We start from the raw sequence: 26698 nt of genomic DNA, 5'->3' as shown, positions 1-26698 counted from the left end.
CGGGTTACGCCTTCTTCTGGTGTTGAGCCAACGCAGCTTTTACGAAACCGCTGAACAGCGGGTGACCGTCACGTGGCGTCGAGGTGAACTCCGGGTGGAACTGGCAAGCGACGAACCATGGATGATCCGGTGCTTCGACCACTTCAACCAGCGCGGCGTCAGCGGAGCGACCGGAGATTTTCAGGCCGGCTTCGATGATTTGTGGCAGCAGGTTGTTGTTCACTTCGTAGCGGTGACGGTGACGTTCAACGATCACGTCCTTGCCGTAGCAATCGTGCACCTTGGAGCCGGCTTCGAGCAGGCATTCCTGAGCGCCGAGGCGCATGGTGCCGCCCAGATCGGACGCTTCGGTGCGCACTTCAACCGCGCCGGTGGCGTCTTCCCACTCGGTGATCAGACCCACGACCGGATGGCCGCTGGCGCGATCGAACTCGGTGGAGTTGGCGTCTTTCCAGCCCAGCACGTTACGGGCGAACTCGATAACCGCCACTTGCATGCCCAGGCAGATGCCCAGGTACGGAACCTTGTTTTCACGAGCGTACTGAACGGCAGTGATCTTGCCTTCGACGCCACGCAGACCGAAGCCGCCCGGTACGAGGATCGCGTCGACACCTTCGAGCAGCGCAGTGCCCTGGTTCTCGATGTCTTCGGAATCGATGTAACGCAGGTTGACCTTGGTACGGTTGGTGATGCCGGCGTGACTCATCGCTTCGATCAGCGACTTGTAGGCGTCCAGCAGTTCCATGTACTTGCCGACCATCGCGATGGTCACTTCGTGCTCTGGATTGAGCTTGGCATCAACGACCTTTTCCCATTCGGACAAGTCGGCGCCATTGCATTGCAGGCCGAAACGCTCGACGACGAAATCGTCCAGACCCTGGGCGTGCAGCACGGCCGGGATCTTGTAGATGGTGTCGACGTCTTCCAGGGAGATCACCGCACGTTCTTCAACGTTGGTGAACAGCGCGATCTTGCGACGCGACGACACATCCACCGGATGGTCGGAGCGGCAGATCAGCACGTCTGGCTGCAGGCCGATCGAACGCAGCTCTTTGACCGAGTGCTGGGTTGGCTTGGTCTTGGTTTCGCCGGCAGTGGCGATATACGGAACCAGCGTCAGGTGCATCAGCATCGCGCGCTTGGAACCGACTTCCACACGCAGTTGACGGATGGCTTCGAGGAACGGTTGCGATTCGATATCGCCAACGGTACCGCCGATTTCCACCAGGGCCACGTCGGCATCGCCGGCACCCTTGATGATGCGACGCTTGATTTCGTCGGTGATGTGCGGAATCACCTGGATGGTTGCACCCAGGTAGTCACCACGGCGCTCTTTGCGCAGCACGTGCTCGTAGACACGGCCGGTGGTGAAGTTGTTGTTCTGGGTCATGGTCGTGCGGATGAACCGCTCGTAGTGGCCCAGGTCCAGGTCGGTCTCGGCGCCGTCGTGGGTGACGAACACTTCACCGTGCTGGAACGGGCTCATGGTGCCCGGGTCGACGTTGATGTACGGATCCAGCTTAAGCATGGTGACCTTAAGCCCCCGCGCCTCCAGGATGGCCGCCAATGAAGCCGAGGCAATGCCTTTCCCCAATGAAGAAACAACACCGCCCGTGACGAATATGTAGCGCGTCATGAAAAACCCTAGAAGTCTGCGTTAAAGCGGTACGAGCCGCCGGGGAAAGCGAAGGAAGGCCGAAGCCCCCGATCACCTGCATTAATCACAGTGCACCTTTCAAAAAAACCGCCGCGTTGGGACAGACCGGCAGATGAAACACCGGTACGTTGCTCGCTACACATTTTTTGGAATCGCCCAGCAAAGACTGCTTGGTAATCGGCAACTCCTGCAATTCAGGCGAATCCACAGAAGTTGTATCAAGAAGGGAGCGTAGTCTACCGGAATGCCCCTTTCATCTCAAACCTTGATCTTCGTCTGTTGGCTGCCAATGCAATTTCCAGCCGTCCGGCTCCTGCCCGTCAAGGCCCGGCAGGTTCGCCACGGCGAGCAATTGCGCGTCGCGAAACAGCAGCGGCAATCTGCCACGGACGAAGGCCGGCACCGCGCGTTCATTGAGCAGGCGCTTGAGATCGCGATGGCCGCGCTCCGCCAGGTGCATCACCTCGCCGCCCTGCCGATAGCCAATCCGCAATGGCCCGACCGGAGTCTGCCCGCTGAACATGACAAGGCCGTTATTGGACAGGCGTAGCGGCGTCGATGGGTCATGCCACTCGACGCTGACCGCTGGCGCTCGCAGCCAGCCTCCGCTCAACCACCATACCCGGCCGGCGCTGCGATGCAGCTCACCGTCGGCCAGACACCAGACCGGGGATGCATCGTTGGCAGCACCACGCAGGTCGTCCCAACCCGACCAATGGTCAGTGTCGGGCAACCGGGTCAGCGGTTCGAGCCAGTGGCTGACTGCGTTGCGCTGACGAGCGGCGGACAGACTCGTCAGCGGCGCCAGCTCCAGCGACGGCAGGCCCAGCCATGAAAACTCGCTCGGCGTGGCGGCTTGCACCAGATCGAGCTGCGCCAGCTCATCGAGCAAACCTTGCGCCTCGCGCAGGTGCGCCGCGCTGCGGGCCATGCTCGCCTGCGCCTGCGGCCAGCGCGCGGTGAGCAACGGCAGCACCTGATGGCGCAGGTAGTTGCGGGAGAACTGCCGATCTTCGTTTGACGGGTCTTCGATCCAGCGCAACTGGTGCGTGCGGGCGTAAGCCTCAAGTTCGGCACGGGTGACGTCGAGCAATGGCCGCAGCAACGTGCCCTGCCCCAACGGTCGCTGCGCCGGCATCGCCGACAGACCGCGAACACCGGCGCCGCGCATCAGGCGAAACAGCAGGGTTTCGGCCTGATCATCGCGATGCTGCCCAGTCAGCAGCACATCGCCCGCCTCGTTCAGCGACATGAACACCGCATACCGCGCCTCCCGCGCCGCCCGCTCCAGACTGGCACCGGGTTGCACCGTCACCCGCATCACTTGCAAAGGAACACCCAGCGCATCGCAGACCGACTGACAATGCGCCGGCCACGCATCGGCCGCAGCTTGAAGGCCGTGATGGATATGGATGGCGCTGAGCGCTGGCAGGGAATGGTGTTTAGCGAGATGGGCAAGCAGATGCAGGAGGACGGTGGAATCCAGACCACCGGAGAAGGCGATGCGCCACTGAGCGGCGTTGCGCCAGGGCTCAAGGTTGCGCAAAAGCTGTGAGGGCAAATCAATCATGGACTGACCCATACCTTTCTCTTCACCCCAAACAACTGTGGGAGCGAGCCTGCTCGCGAAGACGGTTTAACATTCAACTCATTCGTCGAGTGTTATACCGCTTTCGCGAGCAGGCTCGCTCCCACATGGGTATCGCGCTTCGACTTAGAGACCGTAGCTCATCAGACGATCGTAACGACGCTTGAGCAGCGCGTCGTTGTCGAACTTCTTCAGCATCGCCAGTTGCGAGCTCAGCTCGGCACGGATCGAGGCAGCGGCAGCGGCCGGATCACGGTGGGCGCCGCCCAGTGGTTCGCCGATCACCTTGTCGACGATGCCCAGGCCTTTCAGACGCTCGGCGGTGATGCCCATGGCTTCAGCGGCATCCGGTGCTTTTTCGGCGGTTTTCCACAGAATCGAAGCGCAACCTTCCGGCGAGATCACCGCGTAGGTCGAATATTGCAGCATGTTCAGCTGATCGCAGACACCGATCGCCAGGGCACCGCCGGAACCACCTTCACCGATGACGGTGGCGATGATCGGGGTCTTCAGACGCGACATCACGCGCAGGTTCCAGGCAATCGCTTCGCTCTGGTTACGCTCTTCAGCGTCAATACCAGGGTAGGCACCCGGGGTGTCGATGAAGGTCAGGATCGGCATCTTGAAGCGCTCGGCCATTTCCATCAGACGGCAAGCCTTGCGGTAGCCTTCCGGACGCGGCATGCCGAAGTTGCGGCGTACCTTCTCGCGCACTTCGCGGCCCTTCTGGTGGCCGATGATCATCACCGGCTGGTCTTCCAGACGCGCCACGCCGCCCACAATGGCCGCGTCGTCGGAGAAGTGACGGTCACCGTGCAGTTCGTCGAACTCGGTGAAGATGTGCTCGATGTAGTCCAGGGTGTACGGGCGTTTCGGGTGACGCGCCAGGCGTGCGATCTGCCAGCTGGTCAGCTTGCCGAAGATGTCTTCGGTCAGCGTGCGGCTCTTGTCCTGCAGGCGGGAGATCTCATCGCCGATATTCAGCGAATTGTCATTACCGACCAAGCGCAACTCTTCGATCTTGGCTTGCAGGTCGGCGATCGGCTGTTCGAAATCTAGAAAATTCGGGTTCATAGGCGTCCGTCTTGGGTCGTGTCCCAAATGAGCTTGGGCCGGCCGGTTGTCTATTCGCGCCCTACCTTAAGGGACAGGCGCGCTGAGGTCGAGATTAAAAATTCAGGTTGTGAGCAAGCGCAATCATGGCACTTGCCGGTCAACGGTATTGGAGGAAGACGTTGTCTCGCCCGAACTGGTCACGCAGGGCTTGAATCAACGCATCCGCCGGGTCGATTCGCCAGGTCTCGCCAAACTGCAGCAAGGTCTTCGCATCGGGACTGGTGTACTCCATGGTGATCGGGCATGCCCCGCGGTGACGCTTGAGCAGTTCACCCAACCAGCGTAGCTGATCGCCTTTCAAGTCCTGAGTGTGCAACTTCAGGCGCAGGCTTTCGGCCAGATTGGTCCGCGCATCTTCCATGCTCATCACCCGCTTGACCCGCAGGCGCAGGCCGCCGGAGAAATCATCGTTGCTGACTTCGCCTTCAACCACCACCATCGCGTCGGTCTGCAACAGCGACTGCGCGGAGTGGAACGCATCGGCAAACAGCGACGCTTCGATCCGCCCCGAGCGGTCGTCAAGGGTGATGAAGCCCATCTTGTCGCCCTTCTTGTTCTTCATCACCCGCAGGGCAATGATCATCCCGGCCACGGTTTGCGTGTCGCGGGCCGGTTTCAGGTCGATGATGCGCTGCCGGGCGAAACGGCGAATCTCGCCCTCGTACTCGTCGATCGGGTGCCCGGTCAGGTACAGGCCCAAGGTGTCTTTCTCACCCTTGAGGCGTTCCTTGAGGGTCAGTTCCTTGGCCTTGCGGTGCGTCGCGTAGACGTCGGCATCTTCTTCGACGAACAGCCCGCCAAACAGGTCGGCATGACCACTGTCGTGGGTGCGGGCAGTCTGTTCGGCGGCCTTGATCGCCTCCTCCATCGCCGCCAGCAGCACCGCGCGGTTGCGGTCGATGTTGGCCTGATAAGCCTTTTGCTCATCGTGGAAGTACGGGCCGAGGCGATCCAGCGCGCCGCTGCGGATCAGACCGTCGAGCGTGCGCTTGTTGATGCGTTTGAGGTCGACCCGGGCGCAGAAGTCGAACAGATCCTTGAACGGGCCGTCCTGACGCGCCTCGGTGATCGCTTCCACCGGGCCTTCGCCGACGCCCTTGATCGCGCCGAGGCCGTAAACAATGCGGCCGTCGTCGTTCACCGTGAACTTGAACTCGGAAGTGTTCACGTCCGGCGCGTCGAGGCGCAGTTTCATGGTGCGCACTTCCTCGATCAAGGTCACGACCTTGTCGGTGTTGTGCATATCCGCCGAGAGTACCGCGGCCATGAATGGTGCCGGGTAATGGGCCTTGAGCCAGGCAGTCTGGTACGACACCAGGCCGTAGGCGGCGGAGTGGGACTTGTTGAAGCCGTAACCGGCGAATTTTTCCACCAGGTCGAAAATGTTACCGGCGAGGTCGGCGTCGATGTTGTTGGTCGCGCAGCCTTCAATGAAGCCGCCGCGCTGCTTGGCCATTTCTTCGGGCTTTTTCTTGCCCATGGCTCGCCGCAGCATGTCCGCACCACCGAGGGTGTAACCGGCCATGACTTGGGCGATCTGCATCACCTGTTCCTGGTACAGGATGATGCCGTACGTCGGCGCCAATACCGGCTTGAGGCCTTCGTACTGGTAGTCCGAGTGCGGGTACGCCAGTTCGGCGCGACCGTGCTTGCGGTTGATGAAGTCGTCCACCATGCCGGACTGCAGCGGGCCCGGACGGAACAGCGCCACCAGTGCGATCAGGTCTTCCAGGCAGTCGGGCTTGAGCTTTTTGATCAGCTCTTTCATGCCGCGCGATTCAAGCTGGAACACCGCGGTGGTTTCGGCTTTCTGCAGCAGGTTGTACGTCGGTTTGTCGTCCAGCGGGATAAACGCGATGTCCAGCGGCTCTTCGCCGACCTTGGCGCGGTCGCGGTTGATGGTTTTCAGCGCCCAGTCGATGATCGTCAGGGTGCGCAGGCCGAGGAAGTCGAACTTCACCAGACCGGCGGCCTCCACGTCGTCCTTGTCGAACTGGGTTACCAGACCGTCACCGGCCTCGTCGCAATAGATCGGCGAGAAGTCGGTCAGCTTGGTCGGCGCGATCACCACACCACCGGCGTGCTTGCCGACGTTCCGCACCACGCCCTCGAGCTTGCGCGCCATCTCCCAGATTTCCGCCGCTTCTTCATCGACCTTGATGAAGTCACGCAGGATCTCTTCCTGTTCGTAGGCTTTTTCCAGGGTCATGCCGACTTCGAACGGGATCATCTTCGACAGGCGATCCGCGAGGCCGTAGGACTTGCCCTGCACCCGCGCCACGTCGCGCACCACAGCCTTGGCGGCCATGGAACCGAAGGTGATGATCTGGCTCACCGCGTTGCGGCCGTACTTCTCGGCCACGTAGTCGATCACCCGGTCACGACCGTCCATGCAGAAGTCGACGTCGAAGTCGGGCATCGAGACCCGTTCCGGGTTAAGGAAACGTTCGAACAGCAGGTCGTATTCCAGCGGATCAAGGTCAGTGATCTTCTGCACGTAAGCCACCAGCGAACCGGCACCCGAGCCCCGGCCAGGACCGACCGGCACGCCGTTGTTCTTGGCCCACTGGATAAAGTCCATCACGATCAGGAAGTAACCGGGGAAGCCCATCTGGATGATGATATCCAGCTCGAAATTCAAGCGATCGACGTAGACCTGACGCTTGGCTTCGTAGTCTTCGGTGGTGTCCTTGGGCAGCAGCACCGCGAGGCGTTCTTCGAGACCTTCGAAGGACACCTTGCGGAAATATTCGTCGATGGTCATGCCATCGGGGATCGGGAAGTTGGGCAGGAAGTGCGTGCCCAGCTTCACTTCGATGTTGCAGCGCTTGGCGATCTCGACGGTGTTTTCGATGGCGTCGGGAATGTCGCTGAACAGCTCGGCCATTTCCTCGGCGCTTTTGAGGTATTGCTGGTCGCTGTAATTCTTCGAACGCCGCGGATCGTCGAGGGCGCGGCCCTCACCGATGCACACGCGGGTTTCGTGGGCAGCGAAGTCTTCCTGCTTGATGAAGCGCACATCGTTGGTCGCCACCAGCGGCGCGCCGAGCTTGTCGGCCAGGGCCACGGCACCGTGCAGTTGCTCTTCGTCGTTAGGACGATTGGTGCGCTGGATTTCCAGATAGAAACGATCCGGGAACACCGCCATCCATTCGCGCGCCAGGGTCTCGGCTTCGTCCGGGTTGCCACTGATCATGGCCATGCCGATCTCGCCTTCCTTGGCGGCGGACAGCATGATCAGGCCTTCGTTGGCTTCAGCGACCCATTCGCGCTCGATGATGATCATGCCGTTGCGCTGACCATCGATGAAGCCGCGCGAGATCAACTCGGTGAGATTGCGATAACCCTTGGCGTTCATCACCAACAGGCTGATCCGGCTCAATGGCCCGTCCGGATCCTTGTTCGACAGCCACAGGTCGGCACCGCAGATCGGCTTGATGCCGGCGCCCATGGTGTTTTTATAGAACTTGACCAGGGAACACATGTTGTTCTGATCGGTGACCGCCACCGCCGGCATGTTCATGCCGGTCAGCGCCTTGACCAGTGGCTTGATCCGCACCAGCCCGTCGACCAGGGAGTATTCAGTGTGCAGGCGTAGATGAACGAATGAAGCCGGCATAGTGATCCTGTCCAGTTACATAGAGACAACAAGGCCCGGATTGTACCGGGCCTCGAACAAAACATCAGCCTTGCGACTAAACCTGCATCAGACCTTCCAGCGCCTCGTAAGCCTGACGCACCGGGGCGAACGAGCGCCGGTGAATCGGCGTCGGCCCCAACCGCGCCAGCGCTTCCAGATGAACGGGCGTCGGATAGCCTTTGTGACCGCCGATGCCATAACCCGGGTAGATCAATTCGAACGCGGCCATTTCCCGATCGCGACTGACTTTGGCCAGAATCGACGCGGCAGCGATGGCCGGTACCTTGCCGTCACCCTGCACCACCGCTTCGGCGCGCATCGGCAGTTTCGGGCAGCGGTTACCGTCGATCATCGCCAGTTTCGGCTGAATATGCAGACCGGCCACCGCGCGCTGCATGGCGAGCATGGTCGCATGCAAAATGTTCAGCTCGTCGATTTCCTCCACTTCGGCGCGAGCAATGCACCAGCTCAGGGATTTCTCGATGATCTCGTCATAGAGCTTCTCGCGCCTGGCTTCGGTGAGTTTCTTCGAGTCGTTGAGACCGAGGATCGGCCGGTTCGGATCGAGGATCACCGCCGCCGTCACCACCGCGCCGCACAACGGGCCGCGACCGACTTCGTCGACACCGGCCACCAGCTCTTCGACTTCGGCGACCAGGGTGAAATCCAGGCCCATCTGCATCGTCTTGCTCATGGTTTCTGCCCGATCAGGTTGAGGACGGCATCCGCCGCCTGATTGGAAGCATCCAGCCGCAGTGTACGGTGGATCTCGTCGAAGCCTCGGGTCTGCTCTTCGCCGCCTTCGATCAGCGGCGCCAAGGTCTGGGCCAATGCCTCCACCGTCGCATCATCCTGCAACAGTTCCGGCACCAACAGCCGTTGGGCCAACAGATTCGGCAGTGACACGTACGGGCTCTTGACCATGCGCTTTAAAATCCAGAACGTCAGCGGCGCCAAGCGATACGCAACAACCATTGGTCGCTTGTACAGCAATGCTTCAAGCGTCGCCGTGCCGGAGGCAATCAGCACTGCGTTGCACGCTGCCAGGGCCAGATGCGATTTGCCGTCGAGCAGGGTTACCGGCAAGTCGCGGCCAACCAGCAACTCTTCGAGCTGAGCGCGACGCTCGGCATTGGCGCACGGGATGACGAAGCGCAGCCCCGGGCGCATGACTCGCAGACGCTCGGCTGTATCCAGGAACAGCGCACCGAGACGGCCAACTTCGCCACCGCGACTGCCGGGCATCAACGCCACCAGCGGCCCGTCAGGCAGGCCGAGTTCGGCACGCGCTGCGGCGCGATCAGCCTGCAGCGGAATGGTATCGGCCAGCGTGTGACCGACGAACCGCACCGGCACGCCCTTCTCTTCGTAGAATTTTGCTTCGAACGGCAACAGGGTGAGCATCAGATCGCAGCCTTCGCGAATCTTCAGCACACGCTTCTGGCGCCACGCCCACACCGAAGGGCTGACGTAATGCACGGTCTTGATCCCGGCCTGACGCAGCTTGAGTTCGATGTTGAGGTTGAAATCGGGAGCGTCGATGCCGATGAACACATCCGGTTTCTCGGCAATCAACGTGGCGATCAGGTCCTTGCGGCGCTTGAGCAACTCGCGCAGCCGCCCGAGCACTTCCACCAGGCCCATCACCGACAGACGTTCCATGGGGAAGTAAGACGTCAGGCCCTCGGCCTGCATCAACGGACCGCCGACACCGATGAACTCGACCGCCGGGTGTTGAGCCTTGAGGGCGCGCATGAGGCCGGCGCCCAGAATGTCACCGGAAGCCTCTCCCGCCACCAGCGCAATACGCAGACTGGCCATGATCAGCGGGTGATGCCGCGAGTCGACGACTGGATCGAGTCACGAAACAGCGCAACTTCCGGGAACTGCGCAGCAGGCTCGGCCAGTTCGGCCAACGCTTGCTCCACGGTCAGGCCCTGGCGATACACGGTTTTGTAAGCGCGACGCAGCGCATGAATCGCGTCTTCGCTGAAACCCCGACGACGCATGCCTTCGAAGTTCATGCTGCGCGCTTCGGCCGGGTTGCCGAACACGGTCACGAACGCCGGAACGTCCTTGCCGATGGCAGTGCCCATGCCGGAAAAGCTGTGGGCGCCGATGTGGCAGTACTGATGCACCAGGGTGAAACCGGAAAGGATCGCCCAGTCGTCAACATGTACATGCCCGGCCAACGCGGTGTTGTTGACCAGAATGCAGTGGTTGCCGATGACGCTGTCATGTCCGATGTGGGCATAGGCCATGATCAGGTTGTGATCGCCAAGGGTGGTTTCCGAACGATCCTGAACGGTGCCCCGGTGAATCGTCACGCCTTCGCGAATGACGTTGTGATCACCGATCACCAGACGGGTTTCTTCGCCTTTGTACTTCAGATCCGGCGTGTCTTCGCCTACCGAGGAAAACTGGTAGATGCGGTTGTGCTTGCCGATGCGGGTCGGGCCTTTGAGGACCACATGCGGCCCGATCACGGTACCCTCGCCGATTTCCACACCTGCGCCGACGATCGACCACGGGCCGACCTCGACGCCGTCAGCCAGAACGGCCGACGGATCGATGATTGCGCGAGGGTCAATCAAACTCATAGCTTGCGTTCCGCACAGATGATTTCAGCCGAGCAGACTGGCTTGCCGTCGACCGAAGCCTGGCATTCGAATTTCCAGATCTGGCGCTTGCAGCTGATGAACTTGGCTTCCAGGATCAACTGGTCACCCGGCAGCACCGGCTGACGGAAACGCAGCTTGTCGGAACCGACGAAGTAGTAAAGGGTGCCATCGGCCGGTTTCACGTCGAGCATTTTGAAACCGAGGATCCCGGCAGCCTGGGCCATCGCTTCGATGATCAGTACGCCCGGCATGATCGGGTGCGCCGGGAAGTGGCCGTTGAAGAATGGCTCATTGATGCTGACATTCTTGTAGGCGCGAATGCGCTTGCCTTCAGTGTCCAGTTCCACCACCCGGTCCACCAGCAGGAACGGGTAACGGTGAGGCAGGTATTCGCGAATCTCGTTGATGTCCATCATTTCGGGGGGAAGCCTATGTAAAGATTGGGAGCGCGACTGACGCGCACTCCTCTAGCAAATCAAGGAGGCAGTCTAGAGGCTGTGCACACTTGATATGGAAATGGTATCAGCCATCAGATGAAGCATTGCTGCCGGGGGTCACTTCCCCGACGCGCTTTTCCAGCTGCTTCAAACGTCGCGCGAGGTCATCGAGCTGACGGATGCGGGCCGCGCTTTTGCGCCACTCGGCCGCCGGTTGCATGGCTGTGCCGGAAGAATAGGCGCCTGGCTCGGTAATCGAGTGGGTCACCATGGTCATCCCGGTCAGGAAAACGTTGTCGCAAATATCGATGTGCCCAACCAGGCCGACACCACCGGCGAGCATGCAATGCTTGCCGATTTTGGTGCTGCCGGAGATACCGACACACGCCGCCATGGCGGTATGATCACCGACCTGAACGTTGTGTGCGATCTGGATCTGGTTGTCGAGTTTCACGCCGTTGCCGATCACGGTGTCTGCCAACGCGCCACGGTCGATGGCGGTGTTCACGCCGATCTCGACATCGTCGCCGATGGTCACGCCGCCGATCTGGGCGATCTTCTGCCAGATACCTTTCTCGTTGGCAAAGCCGAAGCCTTCACCGCCAAGCACGGCACCGGACTGGATCACCACACGCTTGCCGATGCGCACGTCGTGGTACAGCGTGACCCGCGGGGCGAGCCAGCCGCCCTCGCCGATTTCACTGCGGGCACCGATAACGCAATGGGCGCCCAGGGTGACCTGCGCACCGATGCGCGCACCGGCCTCGATCACCACGAACGGGCCAATGCTGGCGCTTGGATCAACCAGCGCATCCGGCGCAATCACCGCCGTGGGATGAACACCCGCAGCGGCTTTCGGTTTGGGATCGAACAGGTGAGAGATACGGGCGTAAGCCAGATAAGGATCCGGCACCACCAGCGCGTTACCGGCAAAACCTTCGGCATCGGCTTCCTTGAGCAATAGCGCAGCCGCCTGGGAACTTGCCAGGTATTTGCGATATTGAGGATTTGCCAGAAAGCTCAACTGAGCTGGGCCAGCCTCCTGCAAGGTGGCTAGCCCAGTAATTTGCGTCTCGGGGTCGCCACGCAGGGTGGCGCCGAGGAACTCGGCCAACTGGCCGAGCTTGATAGTCACGGTCATGGGTTACTTCAGCTGATTCATGCGCTCGATAACCTGGCGCGTGATGTCGTACTGAGGTTTGACATCGATCACTGCGCCACGCTCGAACACCAGGTCAAAACCACCTTTCTTGATGACTTCTTCCACTGCGCTATCCAGTTTCGGCTTCAGTTGCTTGAGCATTTCGCGATCGGCAACTGCCTTGGCTTCGTTCAGCTCCTTGGACTGGAACTGGAAGTCACGGGCCTTTTGCTTGAATTCAAGCTCCAGACGCTCACGCTCGCCCTGCTGCATTTTGTCGCCACCGGCCATCAGACGGTCCTGAATGCCCTTGGCGCTGCTTTCCAGCGTCTTGAGTTTGGTCAGCTGCGGACCGAACTTCTTTTCGGCATCCACGGCGTATTTCTTGGCCGCATCGGATTCCAGCAATGCCATCTGATAGTTCAGAACGGCGATTTTCATGTCGGCGAACGCCGGGCCTGCCACCAGTACGGAGGCCAGGAGAACCAATTGAGTCAACTTACGCACGATGCACTCCTACAAAATCCATTGTCGTTATCTTGGGTCAGACGCTTAGAACGTCTGGCCGAGGGAGAATTGGAACACTTGAGTTTCAGCGTTATCCGGTTTCTTGACCGGCATCGCCAGAGCAAAACTCAGAGGACCCAGTGCGGTGACCCAGGTCACACCCACACCAACGGAACTGGCCATGTTGCTCAGGCTGATGTCGTTACACTTGGTGTTGGACGTCGAGCCATTCGCGTTGGTGGTGTCCTTGCACTGCGAATCGAAAACGTTACCCACATCCCAGAATACCGAGGTACGCAGGGAGCGTTGATCCTTGACGAACGGCAGCGGGAACAGAACCTCGACACCGCCCTGGATCAATACGTTGCCACCGAACGGCAGCGGATCCTGGTCCGGGTCGACCGAAGTGCCCGGGTTAGTACCACGACTTGGGGTACTGCGAGGACCCAAAGTACTGTCCTTGAAGCCACGAACCGAGTTGAAACCACCAGCATAGTAGTTTTCATAGAACGGCAAGCCGTCGGTCGAACCATACCCGTCGCCATAACCCAGCTCGGTGTGCAGACGCAGGGTGTAGTTCTCGGTGATCGGCTGGAACAACTGGCCACGGTAGTCGAGTTTGTAGAACGACAGGTCGCTGCCTGGAATCGTGGTTTCCAGAGTCAGGCTCTGGGAACGGCCACGGGTCGGCAGTACGCCCTTGTTCAGGGTCGACTCGGACCAGCCGGCCGAAGCCTTGAAGTTCAGGTAGTTGTCGCCTTCCTTGTTAACGAAGTCGAAGATTTCGTCAACGGTGTACTGACCGGTCTTGATCTTGTCCTGTTGAGCGGACAGACCGAAGGTCAGACGCGAAGTCTCGCTGATCGGGTAGCCAACGTTGACGCCGGCACCCAGGCTGTCTACCGCATAGCTCGCTACGTCGACGTCGAGGTCTTTGTAGTCGGTGGTGCGATAGAACGCGTTGTAGCCCAGGCTCACGCCATCGGCGGTCCAGTAGGGATCAACGTAGCCGAAGTTGTAGCGGCTCTGGTATTCGCTGCGGGTCAGGCCCACGCTCACACGGTTACCAGTACCCAGGAAGTTGTTCTGAGTGATCGAACCACCGAGGATCAGACCGGCGCTCTGGGCGAAACCGACACTGGCGGTGATCGAACCGGAGGCTTGTTCTTCAACGGCGTAGTTCACGTCAACCTGGTCGTCGACACCCGGAACAGCCGGCGTCTCGACGTTCACTTCTTTAAAGAAGCCCAGACGTTCAAGACGGGTCTTGGACTGGTCGATCAGGTAGGTCGAAGCCCAGCCACCTTCCATCTGACGCATTTCACGACGCAGCACTTCGTCCTCGGACTTGGTGTTGCCACGGAAGTTGATGCGGTTGACGTAGGCGCGCTTGCCCGGATCCACGGCGAACAGAATGTCCACGGTGTGATCATCGTCATGCGGCTGAGGTATGCCGTTGACGTTGGCGAAGGTGTAACCCTCGTTACCCAGACGGCGAGTGATCAGTTCGGAAGTGGTGGTCATCAGCTTGCGCGAGAACACCTGGCCTTTCTGCACCAGCAACAGCGACTTGACCTGGTCTTCAGGCACTTTCAGGTCACCGCTGAGTTTGACGTCACGAACGGTGTACTTCTCGCCTTCGGTGATGTTGACGGTGATATAGACGTGCTTCTTGTCCGGGGTGATGGACACCTGGGTCGAAGCGATATCCATGTTGATGTAGCCACGGTCCAGGTAGTAGGAACGCAGGCGCTCCAGGTCACCGGAGAGTTTTTCACGGGCGTACTTGTCATCGTTCTTGAAGAACGACAGCCAGTTGGTGGTTTTCAGCTCGAACAGGTCGATCAGATCGTCATCAGGGAAGACCGTGTTACCCACCACGTTGATGTGCTGGATGGCAGCCACGGTGCCTTCGTTGATCTTCACTTTCAGCGCCACACGGTTACGCGGCTGCGAAACCACTTCGGTATCGACGGTCGCCGAGTAACGGCCCTGGGCAACGTACTGACGTTGCAGTTCGTTACGGACACCCTCGAGGGTGGCGCGCTGGAAAATCTCGCCTTCGGACAGACCGGACTGCTTCAGGCCTTTCATCAGGTCTTCGGTAGAGATCGCCTTGTTGCCTTCGATCTCGATACTCGCGACCGACGGACGTTCGACGACCGTGATCACCAGAACGTTGCCTTCGCGGCCCAGCTGGATATCTTGAAAGAAACCGGTTTTGAACAACGCACGAGTGGATTCCACCAGGCGACGATCATCCGCCTGCTCGCCGACGTTCAACGGCAAGGCACCAAAGACGCTACCCGCGGAGACCCGCTGGAGGCCGTTGACGCGAATATCAGAGATAGTGAAGGACTCGGCGTGAACTTCGGCGATCATCAATACGGTGAGAACCGCAGTTAGCAGCAGACGTTTCATGAAGTCCTTTCTTATTCCAACTGGCAATAAACAAACTGCCGCAAAATGCGGCAGATTCGCAATTCAGCGAAGCTTTACAGTCGACCCAGATCATTGACCAGAGCAAGCAACATCACTCCGACCACCAAACTGATACCGATCTGCACCCCCCAACCTTGCACCCGATCCGACAAGGGGCGACCACGCACCCACTCAATCAGATAAAACAACAAATGCCCCCCATCCAGTACAGGAATGGGCAGCAAATTCAGAACCCCCAGGCTAATACTCAGATAAGCAAGGAAATTCAGGAAATCAGCAACGCCCGACTGGGCAGAAGCGCCCGCCACTTTAGCAATGGTTATCGGCCCACTCAAGTTTTTTACCGAGAGCTCGCCAAACAGCATTTTCTTCAGTGAGTCCAGCGTCAGGATGCTCATGGTCCAGGTACGCCGGGCACCCTCGCCAATCGCGGCCAACGGGCCATAACTGACCTCGCGGATCATTTCCGGCGGCCAGTCCACAGCTTTCACGCCAGCCCCGAGATAACCGCTTGGCGCCTTGCTTTCACCGCGTGCTGCCAGGGTCACCGGGACGTCGATTTGAGCACCGTCGCGCTCGACGCGCAGCAAGATTTTGGTATCAGGACGCGTACGAACGGTATCGACCACCTGCTGCCAGTCACCCAGCGCCTGGCCATCGAGCGACAACAGGCGGTCTCCGGTTTTCAGACCAGCGGCCTGCGCCGGACCTTTTGGATCGAGCTCGGCCAGCACCGGCGGCAACGCCGGCCGCCATGGGCGAATACCCAGCGAGCGAATCGGATCAGGCTCATCAGCCCCTTTGAGCCAGTGATCCAGCGCCAATTCGCGCGGCGTATCCGCGGTAGCCCCCTGCTCACGCACGAGCAACTGCAGGGAACCACTTTCCCCAAGACGACGGACCAGCTGCAAATTGACCGCCGCCCAACCGGAAGTCGGCTCACCATCGATAGCGACGATTTCCTGACCGGCATTCAAACCGGCCTTGGCCGCGATGCTGCCGGATTCGACGGCACCGATGACCGGACGGATCTGCTCGCTGCCGAGCATGGCCAGCACCCAGAAAAACACCAGAGCCAGCAGGAAGTTGGCGATCGGTCCCGCCGCGACAATGGCGATGCGCTGGCGAACCGACTTGCGATTGAAGGATTGATGAAGCTGATCGGCCGGCACTTCGCCCTCACGCTCATCGAGCATTTTGACGTAGCCGCCCAGCGGAATCGCGGCGACGACAAACTCGGTGCCCTGCTTGTCGTGCCAGCGCAGCAGGGGCATGCCGAAGCCCACGGAAAAACGTAAAACCTTGACGCCACAGCGACGCGCGACCCAGAAATGGCCGAATTCGTGAAAGGTGACCAGCACACCCAAAGCGATCAGGGTGCCGGCAATCATATAGAGCGCGCTCATCTACTTTCTCCGCAATCCTGTTCAGTGCCGCGTGACGCCATGGTTCTGCAACGGCTATCGGCCGCGACGATCAAGCCATTGTTCGGCCAGAATCCGCGCTTTCGCGTCTGCGGTAAACACCGCATCCAGATCCTCAAGCGCGACCACTGGCTCGAGGTTCAGCACGTCCTCGATGATACTCGCGATTTCCAGATAGCCAATGCGTCCGTCGAGAAACGCCGCGACTGCCACTTCGTTGGCCGCATTGAGCATGGCCGGCGCACTGTTGCCGGCCTCCGCCGCCTGTCGCGCCAAGCGCAGACAAGGGAAGCGCTGTTCGTCCGGTGCCTCGAAATCCAGGCGCGCAACGGCAAACAGATCCAGCGGTGCCACACCCGAGTCGATCCGCTCAGGCCAGGCCAATGCGTTGGCAATCGGCGTGCGCATGTCAGGGTTGCCCAACTGCGCCAATACCGAGCCATCCACATAATCGACCAGCGAGTGAATCACACTCTGCGGATGGATCACCACCTCGACCTGCGACGGCTTGGCGTCGAACAGCCAGCAGGCCTCGATCAACTCCAGGCCCTTGTTCATCATGCTGGCCGAATCCACCGAGATCTTGCGCCCCATGGACCAGTTCGGGTGCGCACATGCCTGATCAGGCGAGACATGCGCCAGCTCGCTCATCGGTGTCTGGCGGAACGGACCGCCCGATGCCGTTAGCAAAATCCGCCGCACGCCGACCACACCCAGACCGCGGGCAAAATCCTGCGGCATGCACTGGAAGATCGCGTTGTGTTCGCTGTCGATCGGCAGCAACACCGAGCCGCTCTTGTGCACGGCCTGCATGAACAGCGCGCCGGACATCACCAACGCTTCTTTGTTGGCCAGAAGGATTTTCTTCCCGGCCTGCACCGCCGCCAGCGTCGGGCGCAAGCCCGCGGCACCGACGATGGCGGCCATCACGGCATCGACTTCGGGCGCGGAGGCGACCTGGCAGAGACCCTCCTCCCCGACCAATACGCGAGTGGGCAAACCGGCAGCCCGCAGGTCGTCCTGCAAACCGCGCGCCGCCGCCACTTCCGGCACCACGGCAAACTGCGGCACATGGCGGATGCACAAGGCCAGCAACTCGCTCAGGCGCGTGAAGCCGCTCAGGGCGAAAACCTGATAACGCTCGGGATGCCGAGCGATGACGTCGAGGGTGCTCAGACCGATCGAGCCGGTGGCTCCCAGAACGGTAATCTGTTGCGGGCGGCTCACGGTGCAGCCATCCACAGCAATACAGCGAAAATCGGGATCGCAGCGGTCAGGCTGTCGATGCGATCAAGCACACCGCCATGACCGGGCAGCAGGTTGCTGCTGTCCTTGATGCCGGACTGGCGCTTGAACATGCTTTCGGTGAGATCGCCCACCACCGAAATGAATACGATCAACGCAGCGCCGATCAGCCCCTTGAGCAGTTCAGCCACCGTCCAGTCGCGAACCAGGCCAACGATCGCAGTGATCACCAGACTCAGCGCCAGGCCACCGTAAACGCCTTCCCAGCTTTTACCCGGGCTGACTTGCGGCGCCAGCTTGCGCTTGCCGAAGGCACGGCCGGAGAAATAGGCACCGATGTCGGCACCCCAGACCAGCACCATCACGGCCATGATCAGCCAGTTACCCAATGGGTACTGCTTGATCTGCACCAGCCCTTGCCAGGCCGGCAGCAGGATCAGCAAGCCGATCACCAGCTTGGTGGCCGCCGTGGACCAGTGCTCGCTCGAGCGCGGATAGGTCAGCACCAGGTACGTCGCCACCGCCCACCACAACACCGAAGCGCCCAACACCCAAGGGGCGAGGCCCGGCAGGACGTACATGACGAATAGCATCAGCGCGACGACAGCGGCAAAGCCGACACGGAACGACTGCGCGGTAAAGCCCGCCAGACGCGCCCATTCCCAGGCGCCCAGGCTCACGACCAGACCGATGAACAGCGCAAAACCGGATCCTTCGAGCAGGAAAAACCCGCACAAAGCGATCGGCAGCAGGATCAGCGCAGTGATGATTCGTTGTTTAAGCATTAAACCCGGGCTCCAGCTTCGACCTGTTCGCTCGTTTTACCGAAGCGACGCTGGCGCGAAGCGAAATCGGCCAGCGCGGTGCGCATGGCTTCGTGTTTGAAGTCCGGCCAGAACAGGTCGGAGAAGTACAACTCGGCGTATGCCAGTTGCCACAGCAGAAAGTTGCTGATGCGGTGCTCGCCACCGGTGCGGATGCACAGGTCCGGCAACGGCAGGTCGCCGGTGGCCAGACAGGTCTGCAGCAGATCCGGAGTGATGTCTTCCGGACGCAGATGCCCGGCCTGGACTTCACGCGCCAGACGCTGCGCCGCCTGGGCAATATCCCACTGACCGCCGTAGTTGGCGGCGATCTGCAGGATGAAGCGGTTGGCGCCGGCCGTCATGGCTTCTGCTTCGCGCATCGCCGCCTGAAGTTCAGGATGGAAGCGCGAGCGATCGCCGATGATGCGCAAGCTGATGTTGTTGTCGTTGAGGCGCTTGGCCTCACGACGCAGCGCCTTGAAAAACAGATCCATCAAGGCACTGACTTCATCGGCCGGACGCTGCCAGTTCTCACTGGAAAAGGCGAACAGGGTGAGCACTTCGACCTTGGCCTCGGCACACACCTCAATCACTGCCCGCACAGCATCCACGCCAGCCTTATGCCCGGCAACACCCGGCATAAAGCGTTTTTTCGCCCAGCGATTATTGCCATCCATGATGATCGCGACATGGCGCGGCACCGCGGACGGCGCAGACTGCTTGGTCTTGTCCATTTAAAACTCGACCCTTATACGGCCATCAGGTCTTTTTCTTTCTCGTCCGTGGCCTTGGTGATCTGGGCCTCGAAGTCTTTGGTCAGCTTGTCGATATCAGCGGTGGCACGACGCTCTTCGTCTTCGCTGATTTCTTTATCCTTGACCAGTTTTTTCAGATCGCCCAGCGCATCACGACGGATATTGCGCACAGCAACACGCGCATCTTCGGCTGCTGCACGCGCCTGCTTGGTGAAGCCTTTACGGGTTTCTTCGGTCAGGGCCGGCATGGAGATCAGCAGCAGCTCACCCAGGTTGGTCGGGTTCAGGTTCAGACCGGCGCTCTGGATCGCTTTGTCGACGGCCGCCAGCATGTTGCGCTCGAAAGCGACAACTTGCAGGGTGCGGGAGTCTTTTACAGTGATGTTGGCCACCTGAGTAATGGAAGTGTCTGCGCCGTAGTACGGCACCATCACGCTGCCCAGGATGCTTGGGTGAGCCTTGCCGGTACGAATCTGGCCGAATGCATGGGCCAGAGAGTCCAGGGATTTCTGCATGCGCTCTTGAGCGTCTTTCTTGATTTCGTTGATCATTGTTGACCTTCCTCGATCAGGGTGCCTTCAGCGCCGCCATGCACGATGTTCAGCAGGGCGCCAGGCTTGTTCATGTTGAATACGCGCAGCGGCATTTTGTGGTCGCGGCACAGGCAAATAGCTGTCAGATCCATTACACCCAGCTTGCGATCCAGCACTTCATCATAAGTCAGATGATCGAACTTCTCGGCATGCGGGTCTTTGAACGGGTCAGCGGTATAGACGCCATCGACCTTGGTCGCCTTCAGAACGACGTCAGCGTCGATCTCGATGGCACGCAGGCAGGCTGCCGAATCCGTGGTAAAGAACGGATTGCCGGTACCGGCGGCGAAAATCACCACATCCTTGGAGTTCAGGTGGCGCATGGCTTTGCGGCGATCATAGTGATCGGTCACGCCAACCATGGAAATGGCCGACATCACGATGGCCGAGATATTGGCACGTTCCAGCGCATCGCGCATGGCCAGGGCGTTCATCACAGTGGCCAGCATGCCCATGTGGTCGCCTGTCACCCGATCCATGCCAGCCTTGCTCAAGGCCTCGCCACGGAACAGGTTGCCACCGCCGATCACCAGACCGACCTGTACGCCGATGCCGACCAGCTGGCCGACTTCCAGCGCCATCCGATCCAGCACTTTTGGATCGATCCCGAACTCTTCCGAGCCCATCAGGGCCTCGCCGCTAAGCTTGAGTAGAATGCGTTTATAGCGAGCCTGATAACCACTGCCCTGCTGAGCCATTGCGAATCTCTCCTGCGGCGTATTTAAAAAATTCTGTGCAAGCTGTTTTACAGCTGCCGTTCACTCTAGCTTGGCGCTGCTTCAGCGCCATCGGAACCTGGCTTTGTAAGCCAGTTCCCAGTGGAAACCAATTAAAAATTGGTAACCCCATCTGAAAAGAGGCTGCGCGCGTGAGCGGGCAGCCTCTTTCGGGCGACAGTTGAAAAAACTGTCTTATTGCTTGGCGGCAGCCAGCTGGGCAGCAACTTCTTCAGCGAAGTTGTCGACCGGCTTCTCGATGCCTTCGCCTACTTTGAAGTAGGTGAAGGAAACGATTTCCGCGCCGCCTTTCTTGGCCAGCTCGCCAACCTTGATTTCAGGGTTCTTGACGAACGCCTGCTCAACCAGGCTTGCTTCTGCCAGGAACTTGCTGATACGGCCTTTGACCATGTTCTCAACAATGTTTTCTGGCTTGCCTTTGATCTTCTCTTCGTTCAGCTGCAGGAACACAGCTTTTTCACGCTCGATCGCTTCAGCCGAAACTTGCGAAGGCAGCAGGAACTCAGGGTTGCTCGCAGCTACGTGCATCGCGATGTCTTTGGCCAGCTCGACGTCACCGCCTTTCAGAGCCACAACAACACCGATCTTGTTGCCGTGCAGGTAAGAACCTACAACGTCACCTTCGATACGGGTCAGACGACGGATGTTGACGTTCTCGCCTACTTTGGCAACCAGTGCTTCGCGAGCAGCTTCTTGCGAAGCGATCAGCGGAGCTGCGTCGGTCAGCTTGTCAGCGAAAGCTTTTTCAACGCTGGCAGCAACGAAGTTCTTGAAGTCGTCTTGCAGAGCGAGGAAGTCGGTCTGCGAGTTCACTTCCAGGATAACGGCAGCCTTACCGTCGTCCTTGATTGCGATTGCGCCTTCAGCGGCAACGTTGCCAGCCTTTTTCGCAGCCTTGATCGCGCCCGAAGCACGCATGTCATCAATGGCTTTTTCGATGTCGCCGTCAGCCTTTTCCAGGGCTTTCTTGCAGTCCATCATGCCTTCGCCGGTACGCTCGCGCAGTTCTTTAACCAACGCTGCAGTAATTGCTGCCATTTTCAAATTCCTCTTGGATAGGTTTTCAACCATTCCACCCGATCGAACGGGCGTTCAATTCTTCCCGAAACACCTTGTAGCTGCTGCACGTTACAAATGCAGGAGGTGCGCTGCCACAAGTGGGCGCCAACAAACGGTTTTCGAGGTGGCAAAAAGGGGGCCAAGCCCCCTTTTTGCTTACTGAGTCAACGCCAGGGCGTCGATTACTCAGCTGCAGCCTGAGTTTCTTCAGCTGCGAATTCAACAGTGCCGCCAGCAACATTGTTGCGACCACGGATCACTGCGTCAGCCATCGAACCCATGTACAGCTGGATAGCGCGGATTGCGTCATCGTTGCCTGGGATGATGTAGTCAACGCCTTCCGGGCTGCTGTTGGTATCGACAACGCCGATGACCGGGATGCCCAGCTTGTTGGCTTCGGTGATCGCGATGCGCTCGTGGTCAACGTCGATCACGAACAGTGCGTCTGGCAGACCGCCCATGTCCTTGATGCCGCCCAGCGAACGATCCAGCTTTTCCAGGTCACGGGAGCGCATCAGCGCTTCTTTCTTGGTCAGCTTGGCGAAAGTACCGTCTTCGGCTTGAACTTCAAGGTCACGCAGACGCTTGATGGAAGCACGAATGGTTTTGAAGTTGGTCAGCATGCCGCCCAACCAGCGGTGATCGACGTACGGCGAACCGCAACGTGCTGCTTCTTCAGCAACGATCTTGCCAGCGGAACGCTTGGTGCCGACGAACAGAATCTTGTTTTTGCCCTGGGCCAGACGCTCTACGAAAGTCAGAGCTTCGTTGAACATTGGCAGGGTTTTTTCAAGGTTGATGATGTGAATCTTGTTACGCGCGCCGAAAATGTACTTACCCATTTTCGGATTCCAGTAACGGGTTTGGTGACCGAAGTGCACACCGGCCTTCAGCATATCGCGCATGTTGACTTGGGACATGATAGTTCCTTAATAAGTCGGGTTTGGCCTCCACGTATCCCAATGACCAACCAGTAGCATAAAGCCAAAGGCACCCAGGTCATCGTGTCGACACGTGTGTGGATTTAAGCTTTTCGGGGTATCCCCGGAAAGCGGCGCATTTTATACCACAGGGTGCGCAGAAACGGAACCCGGAATCTGTAATCGCACCAGGGACATGGGCGCAGCCCCCTTGGAATCGCCTCAAGGCCCACCATTGTATAGAGAGAGACGATGCATGCAGGCGCGGATTTGCGCCTTTCGTCTGTTAGAATCGGGTTTTTCAGGGTCGCAAATCGCACACCTGCCACCCTCGTCCGTATCAGCAAGCGCCGCCGAGCGCAGAGAGAGCCTGTATGACCGTCAACCTCAAAACCCCCGAGGACATCGCTGGCATGCGTGTCGCCGGCAAACTGGCCGCCGATGTGCTGGAAATGATTGCCGAACACGTCAAACCGGGCGTTACCACCGATCAACTGAACCAGATCTGCCACGACTACATCGTCAACGTGCAGCAGGCCATCCCTGCCCCGCTCAACTACAAGGGCTACCCGAAGTCGATCTGCACCTCGATCAACCACGTGGTCTGCCACGGCATTCCGAATGACAAGCCACTGAAGAATGGCGACACCCTGAACATCGACGTCACCGTGATCAAGGACGGTTACCACGGCGACACCAGCCGCATGTTCCACGTCGGCGAAGTGCCGGTCTGGGCCGAGCGCCTGTCGCAGGTCACCCAGGAATGCATGTACAAGGCGATCGAAATCGTCAAGCCTGGCTGCCGCCTCGGCGACATCGGTGAAATCATCCAGAAGCACGCGGAAAAGAACGGCTTCTCGGTGGTTCGCGAATTCTGCGGCCACGGCATCGGCAAGGTGTTCCACGAAGAGCCACAGATCCTGCATTACGGCCGTGCCGGCACCGGCATGGAACTGAAGGCCGGCATGACCTTCACCATCGAGCCGATGATCAACCAGGGCAAGGCCGACACCAAGGTACTGGGCGACGGCTGGACCGCGATCACCAAGGACCGCAAGCTCTCGGCACAGTGGGAACACACCCTGCTGGTGACCGACACCGGCTACGAGATCTTCACCCTGCGCGCCGACGACACCATCCCGCGCGTCTCGGCCTGATCCCAAGAACGCTCCCAGCCTTATAGAAGGAAAGCCAATCGATGCCGCAGGTGGATCCCGAACTCTTCGACCGCGGCCAGTTCCAGGCTGAACTGGCCCTGAAAGCGAGTCCCATCGCGGCGTTCAAGAAGGCGATCCGCCAGGCCCGCGAGGTCCTCGACACGCGTTTTCGCAGTGGCCGCGACATCCGCCGGCTGATCGAAGACCGGGCGTGGTTCGTCGACAACATCCTGCAAAAGGCCTGGGAGCAGTTCAACTGGAGCGAAGACGCCGATATCGCTCTGGTCGCGGTCGGCGGCTACGGCCGGGGTGAGTTGCACCCCTATTCCGACATCGACCTGCTGATCCTGCTGGACAGCGCCGATCACGAAGTCTTCCGCGATTCCATCGAGCGTTTTCTGACGCTGCTGTGGGACATCGGTCTGGAAGTCGGTCAGAGCGTGCGCTCGGTCGACGAATGCGCCGAAGAGGCCCGCGCCGACCTGACGGTGGTCACCAACCTGATGGAAAGCCGCACCATCTGCGGCCCCGAGCGTCTGCGCCAGCGCATGCTCGATGTCACCAGCACGGCCCACATGTGGCCGGCCAAGGAGTTTTTCCTGGCCAAACGCGCCGAGCAAAAGGCCCGTCACCACAAGTACAACGACACCGAATACAACCTGGAACCCAACGTCAAAGGCTCGCCCGGCGGCCTGCGGGATATTCAGACGATTCTGTGGGTGGCCCGGCGTCAGTACGGCACCCTGAACCTGCGCGCCCTCGCCGGCGAAGGTTTCCTGGTCGAGAGCGAAAACGCGCTGTTGGCGTCGTCCCAGGAGTTTCTCTGGAAAGTGCGTTACGCCCTGCACATGCTCGCCGGACGCTCGGAAGACCGCCTGCTGTTCGATCATCAACGGACCATCGCCGGCCTGCTCGGTTTTGAAGGCGACGACGCCAAACAGGCGGTCGAAAACTTCATGCAGCAGTATTTCCGCGTGGTGATGAGCATCGCCCAGCTCAGCGACCTGATCATCCAGCACTTCGAGGAAGTGATCCTTGCCCCGGAAGACGAAGCGCCGCCGCAGCCGATCAACTCGCGCTTCCAGTTGCATGACGGTTACATCGAGGCACGCAACGACAACGTGTTCCGCCGCACGCCGTTCGCCATGCTCGAAATCTTCGTGCTGATGGCCCAGCAGCCGGAAATCAAAGGCGTGCGCGCCGACACCATTCGTCTGCTGCGCGAAAACCGGCACCTGATCGACGACAACTTCCGCAACGACATCCGCAACACCAGCCTGTTCATCGAGCTGTTCAAGTGCAAGATCGGCATCCACCGCAACCTGCGGCGAATGAACCGCTACGGCATCCTCGGACGCTATCTGCCGGAGTTCGGCTTCATCGTCGGGCAGATGCAGCATGACCTGTTCCACATCTATACGGTCGATGCGCACACCCTGAACCTGATCAAACACCTGCGTAAGTTGCAGTACACCCAGGTGTCGGAAAAATTCCCGTTGGCCGCCAAGCTCATGGCCAAACTGCCCAAGCCCGAACTGATCTACATGGCCGGTCTGTATCACGACATCGGCAAGGGCCGGCATGGCGATCACTCGGACATCGGCGCGGTCGATGCCGAAGCGTTCTGCCAGCGCCATCAGTTGCCGCTTTGGGACAGCCGCCTGATCGTCTGGCTGGTGCAGAACCATCTGGTGATGTCGACCACCGCGCAGCGCAAGGACCTCTCCGATCCGCAGGTGATCCACGATTTCGCGCAAATCGTCAGCGACGAAACCCGTCTGGACTACCTGTACGTGCTGACCGTGGCCGACATCAACGCGACCAACCCGACGCTGTGGAATTCGTGGCGCGCCAGCCTGTTGCGCCAGCTCTACACCGAGACCAAGCGCGCCCTGCGCCGAGGCCTGGAAAACCCGGTCGATCGCGAAGAGCAGATTCGCCAGACCCAGAGTGCGGCGCTGGACATCCTGGTGCGCGGCGGTACCGACCCGGATGACGTCGAGCAGTTGTGGGCACAGTTGGGTGATGACTATTTCCTGCGTCACACCGCCGGCGACGTGGCCTGGCACAGTGACGCGATCCTGCAGCAGCCGGCCGACGGCGGTCCGCTGGTGCTGATCAAGGAAACCACCCAGCGCGAGTTCGAGGGCGGCACGCAGATCTTCATTTATGCCCCCGACCAGCACGACTTCTTCGCGGTGACCGTGGCCGCGATGGACCAGCTCAACCTGAACATTCACGACGCCCGGGTCATCACCTCGAGCAGCCAGTTCACCCTCGACACCTACATCGTGCTCGATAACGACGGTGAATCCATCGGTGACAACCCGACCCGGATCAAACAGATCCGCGACGGCCTGACCGAAGCCCTGCGCAACCCCGACGACTACCCGACGATCATCCAGCGCCGGGTGCCGCGTCAGCTCAAGCACTTCGCCTTTGCGCCGCAGGTGACGATCCACAACGATGCCCAGCGTCCGGTGACGGTGCTGGAACTGACGGCCCCGGATCGCCCGGGTTTGCTGGCACGCATCGGCGGGATCTTCCTCGAATTCGACCTGTCGCTGCAGAACGCCAAGATTGCGACCCTGGGCGAACGGGTGGAAGACGTGTTCTTCATCACCGACGCCCACAACCAGCCGCTCTCCGACCCACTGCTGTGCAGCCGCTTGCAGGACGCAATCGTCGAGCAACTGAGCGTCAATCAGGAACCGGATATCAAGCTTTCGCGCATCAGTATTTGAATTAACAAACTATCCCTGTGGAGGCAGATATAGCTGCCCGGGGCTTTTGTGGTGAGGGGATTTATCCCCGATGGGTTGCGAAGCGGTCCCAAAAACCTGCAATCGCGGT

At 59.8% G+C, this 26698-nt stretch carries 20 protein-coding genes and 1 pseudogene; 2 read left to right on the top strand and 19 right to left on the bottom strand.

The window, feature by feature from the left end; translation table 11 throughout:
* Positions 1–4: 4 nt before the first annotated feature.
* From PMI25_RS00200 to rpsB, 19 genes are all read right to left on the bottom strand, one after another.
* On the bottom strand, positions 5–1636 hold the full coding sequence (locus PMI25_RS00200; RefSeq protein WP_003222153.1) for a CTP synthase: 1632 nt from the start codon (positions 1634–1636) through the stop codon (positions 5–7).
* Between the two features lie 274 nt (positions 1637–1910).
* Positions 1911–3239 carry a tRNA lysidine(34) synthetase TilS gene (tilS, locus tag PMI25_RS00195; RefSeq protein ID WP_007964287.1) on the bottom strand — a complete coding sequence of 443 codons (1329 nt, stop codon included), beginning with the start codon at positions 3237–3239 and terminating at the stop codon, positions 1911–1913.
* Between the two features lie 132 nt (positions 3240–3371).
* Positions 3372–4319, bottom strand: a complete 948-nt coding sequence (locus PMI25_RS00190) for an acetyl-CoA carboxylase carboxyltransferase subunit alpha (RefSeq protein ID WP_007964285.1) — start codon at positions 4317–4319, stop codon at positions 3372–3374.
* A gap of 139 nt (positions 4320–4458) precedes the next feature.
* A complete protein-coding gene (gene dnaE, locus PMI25_RS00185) occupies positions 4459–7980 on the bottom strand; it encodes a DNA polymerase III subunit alpha (protein WP_007964283.1) in 3522 nt (1173 codons plus the stop codon).
* 76 nt (positions 7981–8056) lie between these two features.
* The gene (gene rnhB / locus PMI25_RS00180) at positions 8057–8683 is read right to left on the bottom strand and encodes a ribonuclease HII (protein WP_007964282.1); all 627 of its coding nucleotides are present in this window, start codon (positions 8681–8683) and stop codon (positions 8057–8059) included.
* Between the two features lie 8 nt (positions 8684–8691).
* The gene (lpxB, locus tag PMI25_RS00175; RefSeq protein WP_007964281.1) at positions 8692–9822 is read right to left on the bottom strand and encodes a lipid-A-disaccharide synthase; all 1131 of its coding nucleotides are present in this window, start codon (positions 9820–9822) and stop codon (positions 8692–8694) included.
* Between the two features lie 2 nt (positions 9823–9824).
* Positions 9825–10601 (bottom strand): acyl-ACP--UDP-N-acetylglucosamine O-acyltransferase, encoded by a 777-nt coding sequence (gene lpxA / locus PMI25_RS00170; protein WP_007964278.1) that lies wholly within the window; start codon positions 10599–10601, stop codon positions 9825–9827.
* The gene (gene fabZ, locus PMI25_RS00165; RefSeq protein WP_003222142.1) at positions 10598–11038 is read right to left on the bottom strand and encodes a 3-hydroxyacyl-ACP dehydratase FabZ; all 441 of its coding nucleotides are present in this window, start codon (positions 11036–11038) and stop codon (positions 10598–10600) included. The genes lpxA and fabZ overlap by 4 nt, the downstream gene beginning before the upstream one ends.
* Positions 11039–11144: 106 nt before the next feature.
* Positions 11145–12200, bottom strand: coding sequence for a UDP-3-O-(3-hydroxymyristoyl)glucosamine N-acyltransferase (gene lpxD / locus PMI25_RS00160; RefSeq protein ID WP_007964276.1), 1056 nt, complete (start codon positions 12198–12200; stop codon positions 11145–11147).
* Between the two features lie 3 nt (positions 12201–12203).
* Positions 12204–12707, bottom strand: coding sequence for an OmpH family outer membrane protein (locus PMI25_RS00155; protein WP_003222140.1), 504 nt, complete (start codon positions 12705–12707; stop codon positions 12204–12206).
* Between the two features lie 45 nt (positions 12708–12752).
* Positions 12753–15128 carry an outer membrane protein assembly factor BamA gene (gene bamA, locus PMI25_RS00150; RefSeq protein WP_007964275.1) on the bottom strand — a complete coding sequence of 792 codons (2376 nt, stop codon included), beginning with the start codon at positions 15126–15128 and terminating at the stop codon, positions 12753–12755.
* Between the two features lie 74 nt (positions 15129–15202).
* Positions 15203–16555: a sigma E protease regulator RseP gene (rseP, locus tag PMI25_RS00145; RefSeq protein ID WP_007964274.1), complete on the bottom strand. Its 1353-nt coding sequence runs from the start codon at positions 16553–16555 to the stop codon at positions 15203–15205.
* A 54-nt stretch (positions 16556–16609) separates the two neighbouring features.
* The gene (ispC, locus tag PMI25_RS00140) at positions 16610–17800 is read right to left on the bottom strand and encodes a 1-deoxy-D-xylulose-5-phosphate reductoisomerase (RefSeq protein ID WP_007964273.1); all 1191 of its coding nucleotides are present in this window, start codon (positions 17798–17800) and stop codon (positions 16610–16612) included.
* On the bottom strand, positions 17797–18603 hold the full coding sequence (locus tag PMI25_RS00135) for a phosphatidate cytidylyltransferase (protein ID WP_007964272.1): 807 nt from the start codon (positions 18601–18603) through the stop codon (positions 17797–17799). The genes ispC and PMI25_RS00135 overlap by 4 nt, the downstream gene beginning before the upstream one ends.
* The gene (uppS, locus tag PMI25_RS00130; RefSeq protein WP_003222128.1) at positions 18603–19358 is read right to left on the bottom strand and encodes a polyprenyl diphosphate synthase; all 756 of its coding nucleotides are present in this window, start codon (positions 19356–19358) and stop codon (positions 18603–18605) included. The genes PMI25_RS00135 and uppS overlap by 1 nt, the downstream gene beginning before the upstream one ends.
* Before the next feature lie 14 nt (positions 19359–19372).
* Entirely contained in the window at positions 19373–19930 is a 558-nt protein-coding gene (gene frr, locus PMI25_RS00125) for a ribosome recycling factor (protein ID WP_003222127.1), read from the bottom strand.
* The gene (gene pyrH, locus PMI25_RS00120) at positions 19927–20670 is read right to left on the bottom strand and encodes a UMP kinase (protein WP_003222124.1); all 744 of its coding nucleotides are present in this window, start codon (positions 20668–20670) and stop codon (positions 19927–19929) included. The genes frr and pyrH overlap by 4 nt, the downstream gene beginning before the upstream one ends.
* Before the next feature lie 213 nt (positions 20671–20883).
* The gene (tsf, locus tag PMI25_RS00115; protein ID WP_003222121.1) at positions 20884–21747 is read right to left on the bottom strand and encodes a translation elongation factor Ts; all 864 of its coding nucleotides are present in this window, start codon (positions 21745–21747) and stop codon (positions 20884–20886) included.
* 203 nt (positions 21748–21950) lie between these two features.
* On the bottom strand, positions 21951–22688 hold the full coding sequence (rpsB, locus tag PMI25_RS00110; protein WP_003222119.1) for a 30S ribosomal protein S2: 738 nt from the start codon (positions 22686–22688) through the stop codon (positions 21951–21953).
* A 320-nt stretch (positions 22689–23008) separates the two neighbouring features.
* Here rpsB and map point away from each other — a divergent pair.
* Positions 23009–23845 (top strand): annotated as a pseudogene (map, locus tag PMI25_RS00105) (type I methionyl aminopeptidase); the annotation flags it as partial.
* 41 nt (positions 23846–23886) lie between these two features.
* Positions 23887–26589, top strand: coding sequence for a [protein-PII] uridylyltransferase (locus PMI25_RS00100; protein WP_007964269.1), 2703 nt, complete (start codon positions 23887–23889; stop codon positions 26587–26589).
* The last annotated feature ends 109 nt before the right edge of the window (positions 26590–26698 follow it).

The organism is Pseudomonas sp. GM30 (assembly GCF_000282275.2).
In the GTDB taxonomy this organism is placed as follows: domain Bacteria; phylum Pseudomonadota; class Gammaproteobacteria; order Pseudomonadales; family Pseudomonadaceae; genus Aquipseudomonas.
Note: the sequence above shows the minus strand (reverse complement) of the source record. Positions and strands in the feature narration are given on the sequence as shown.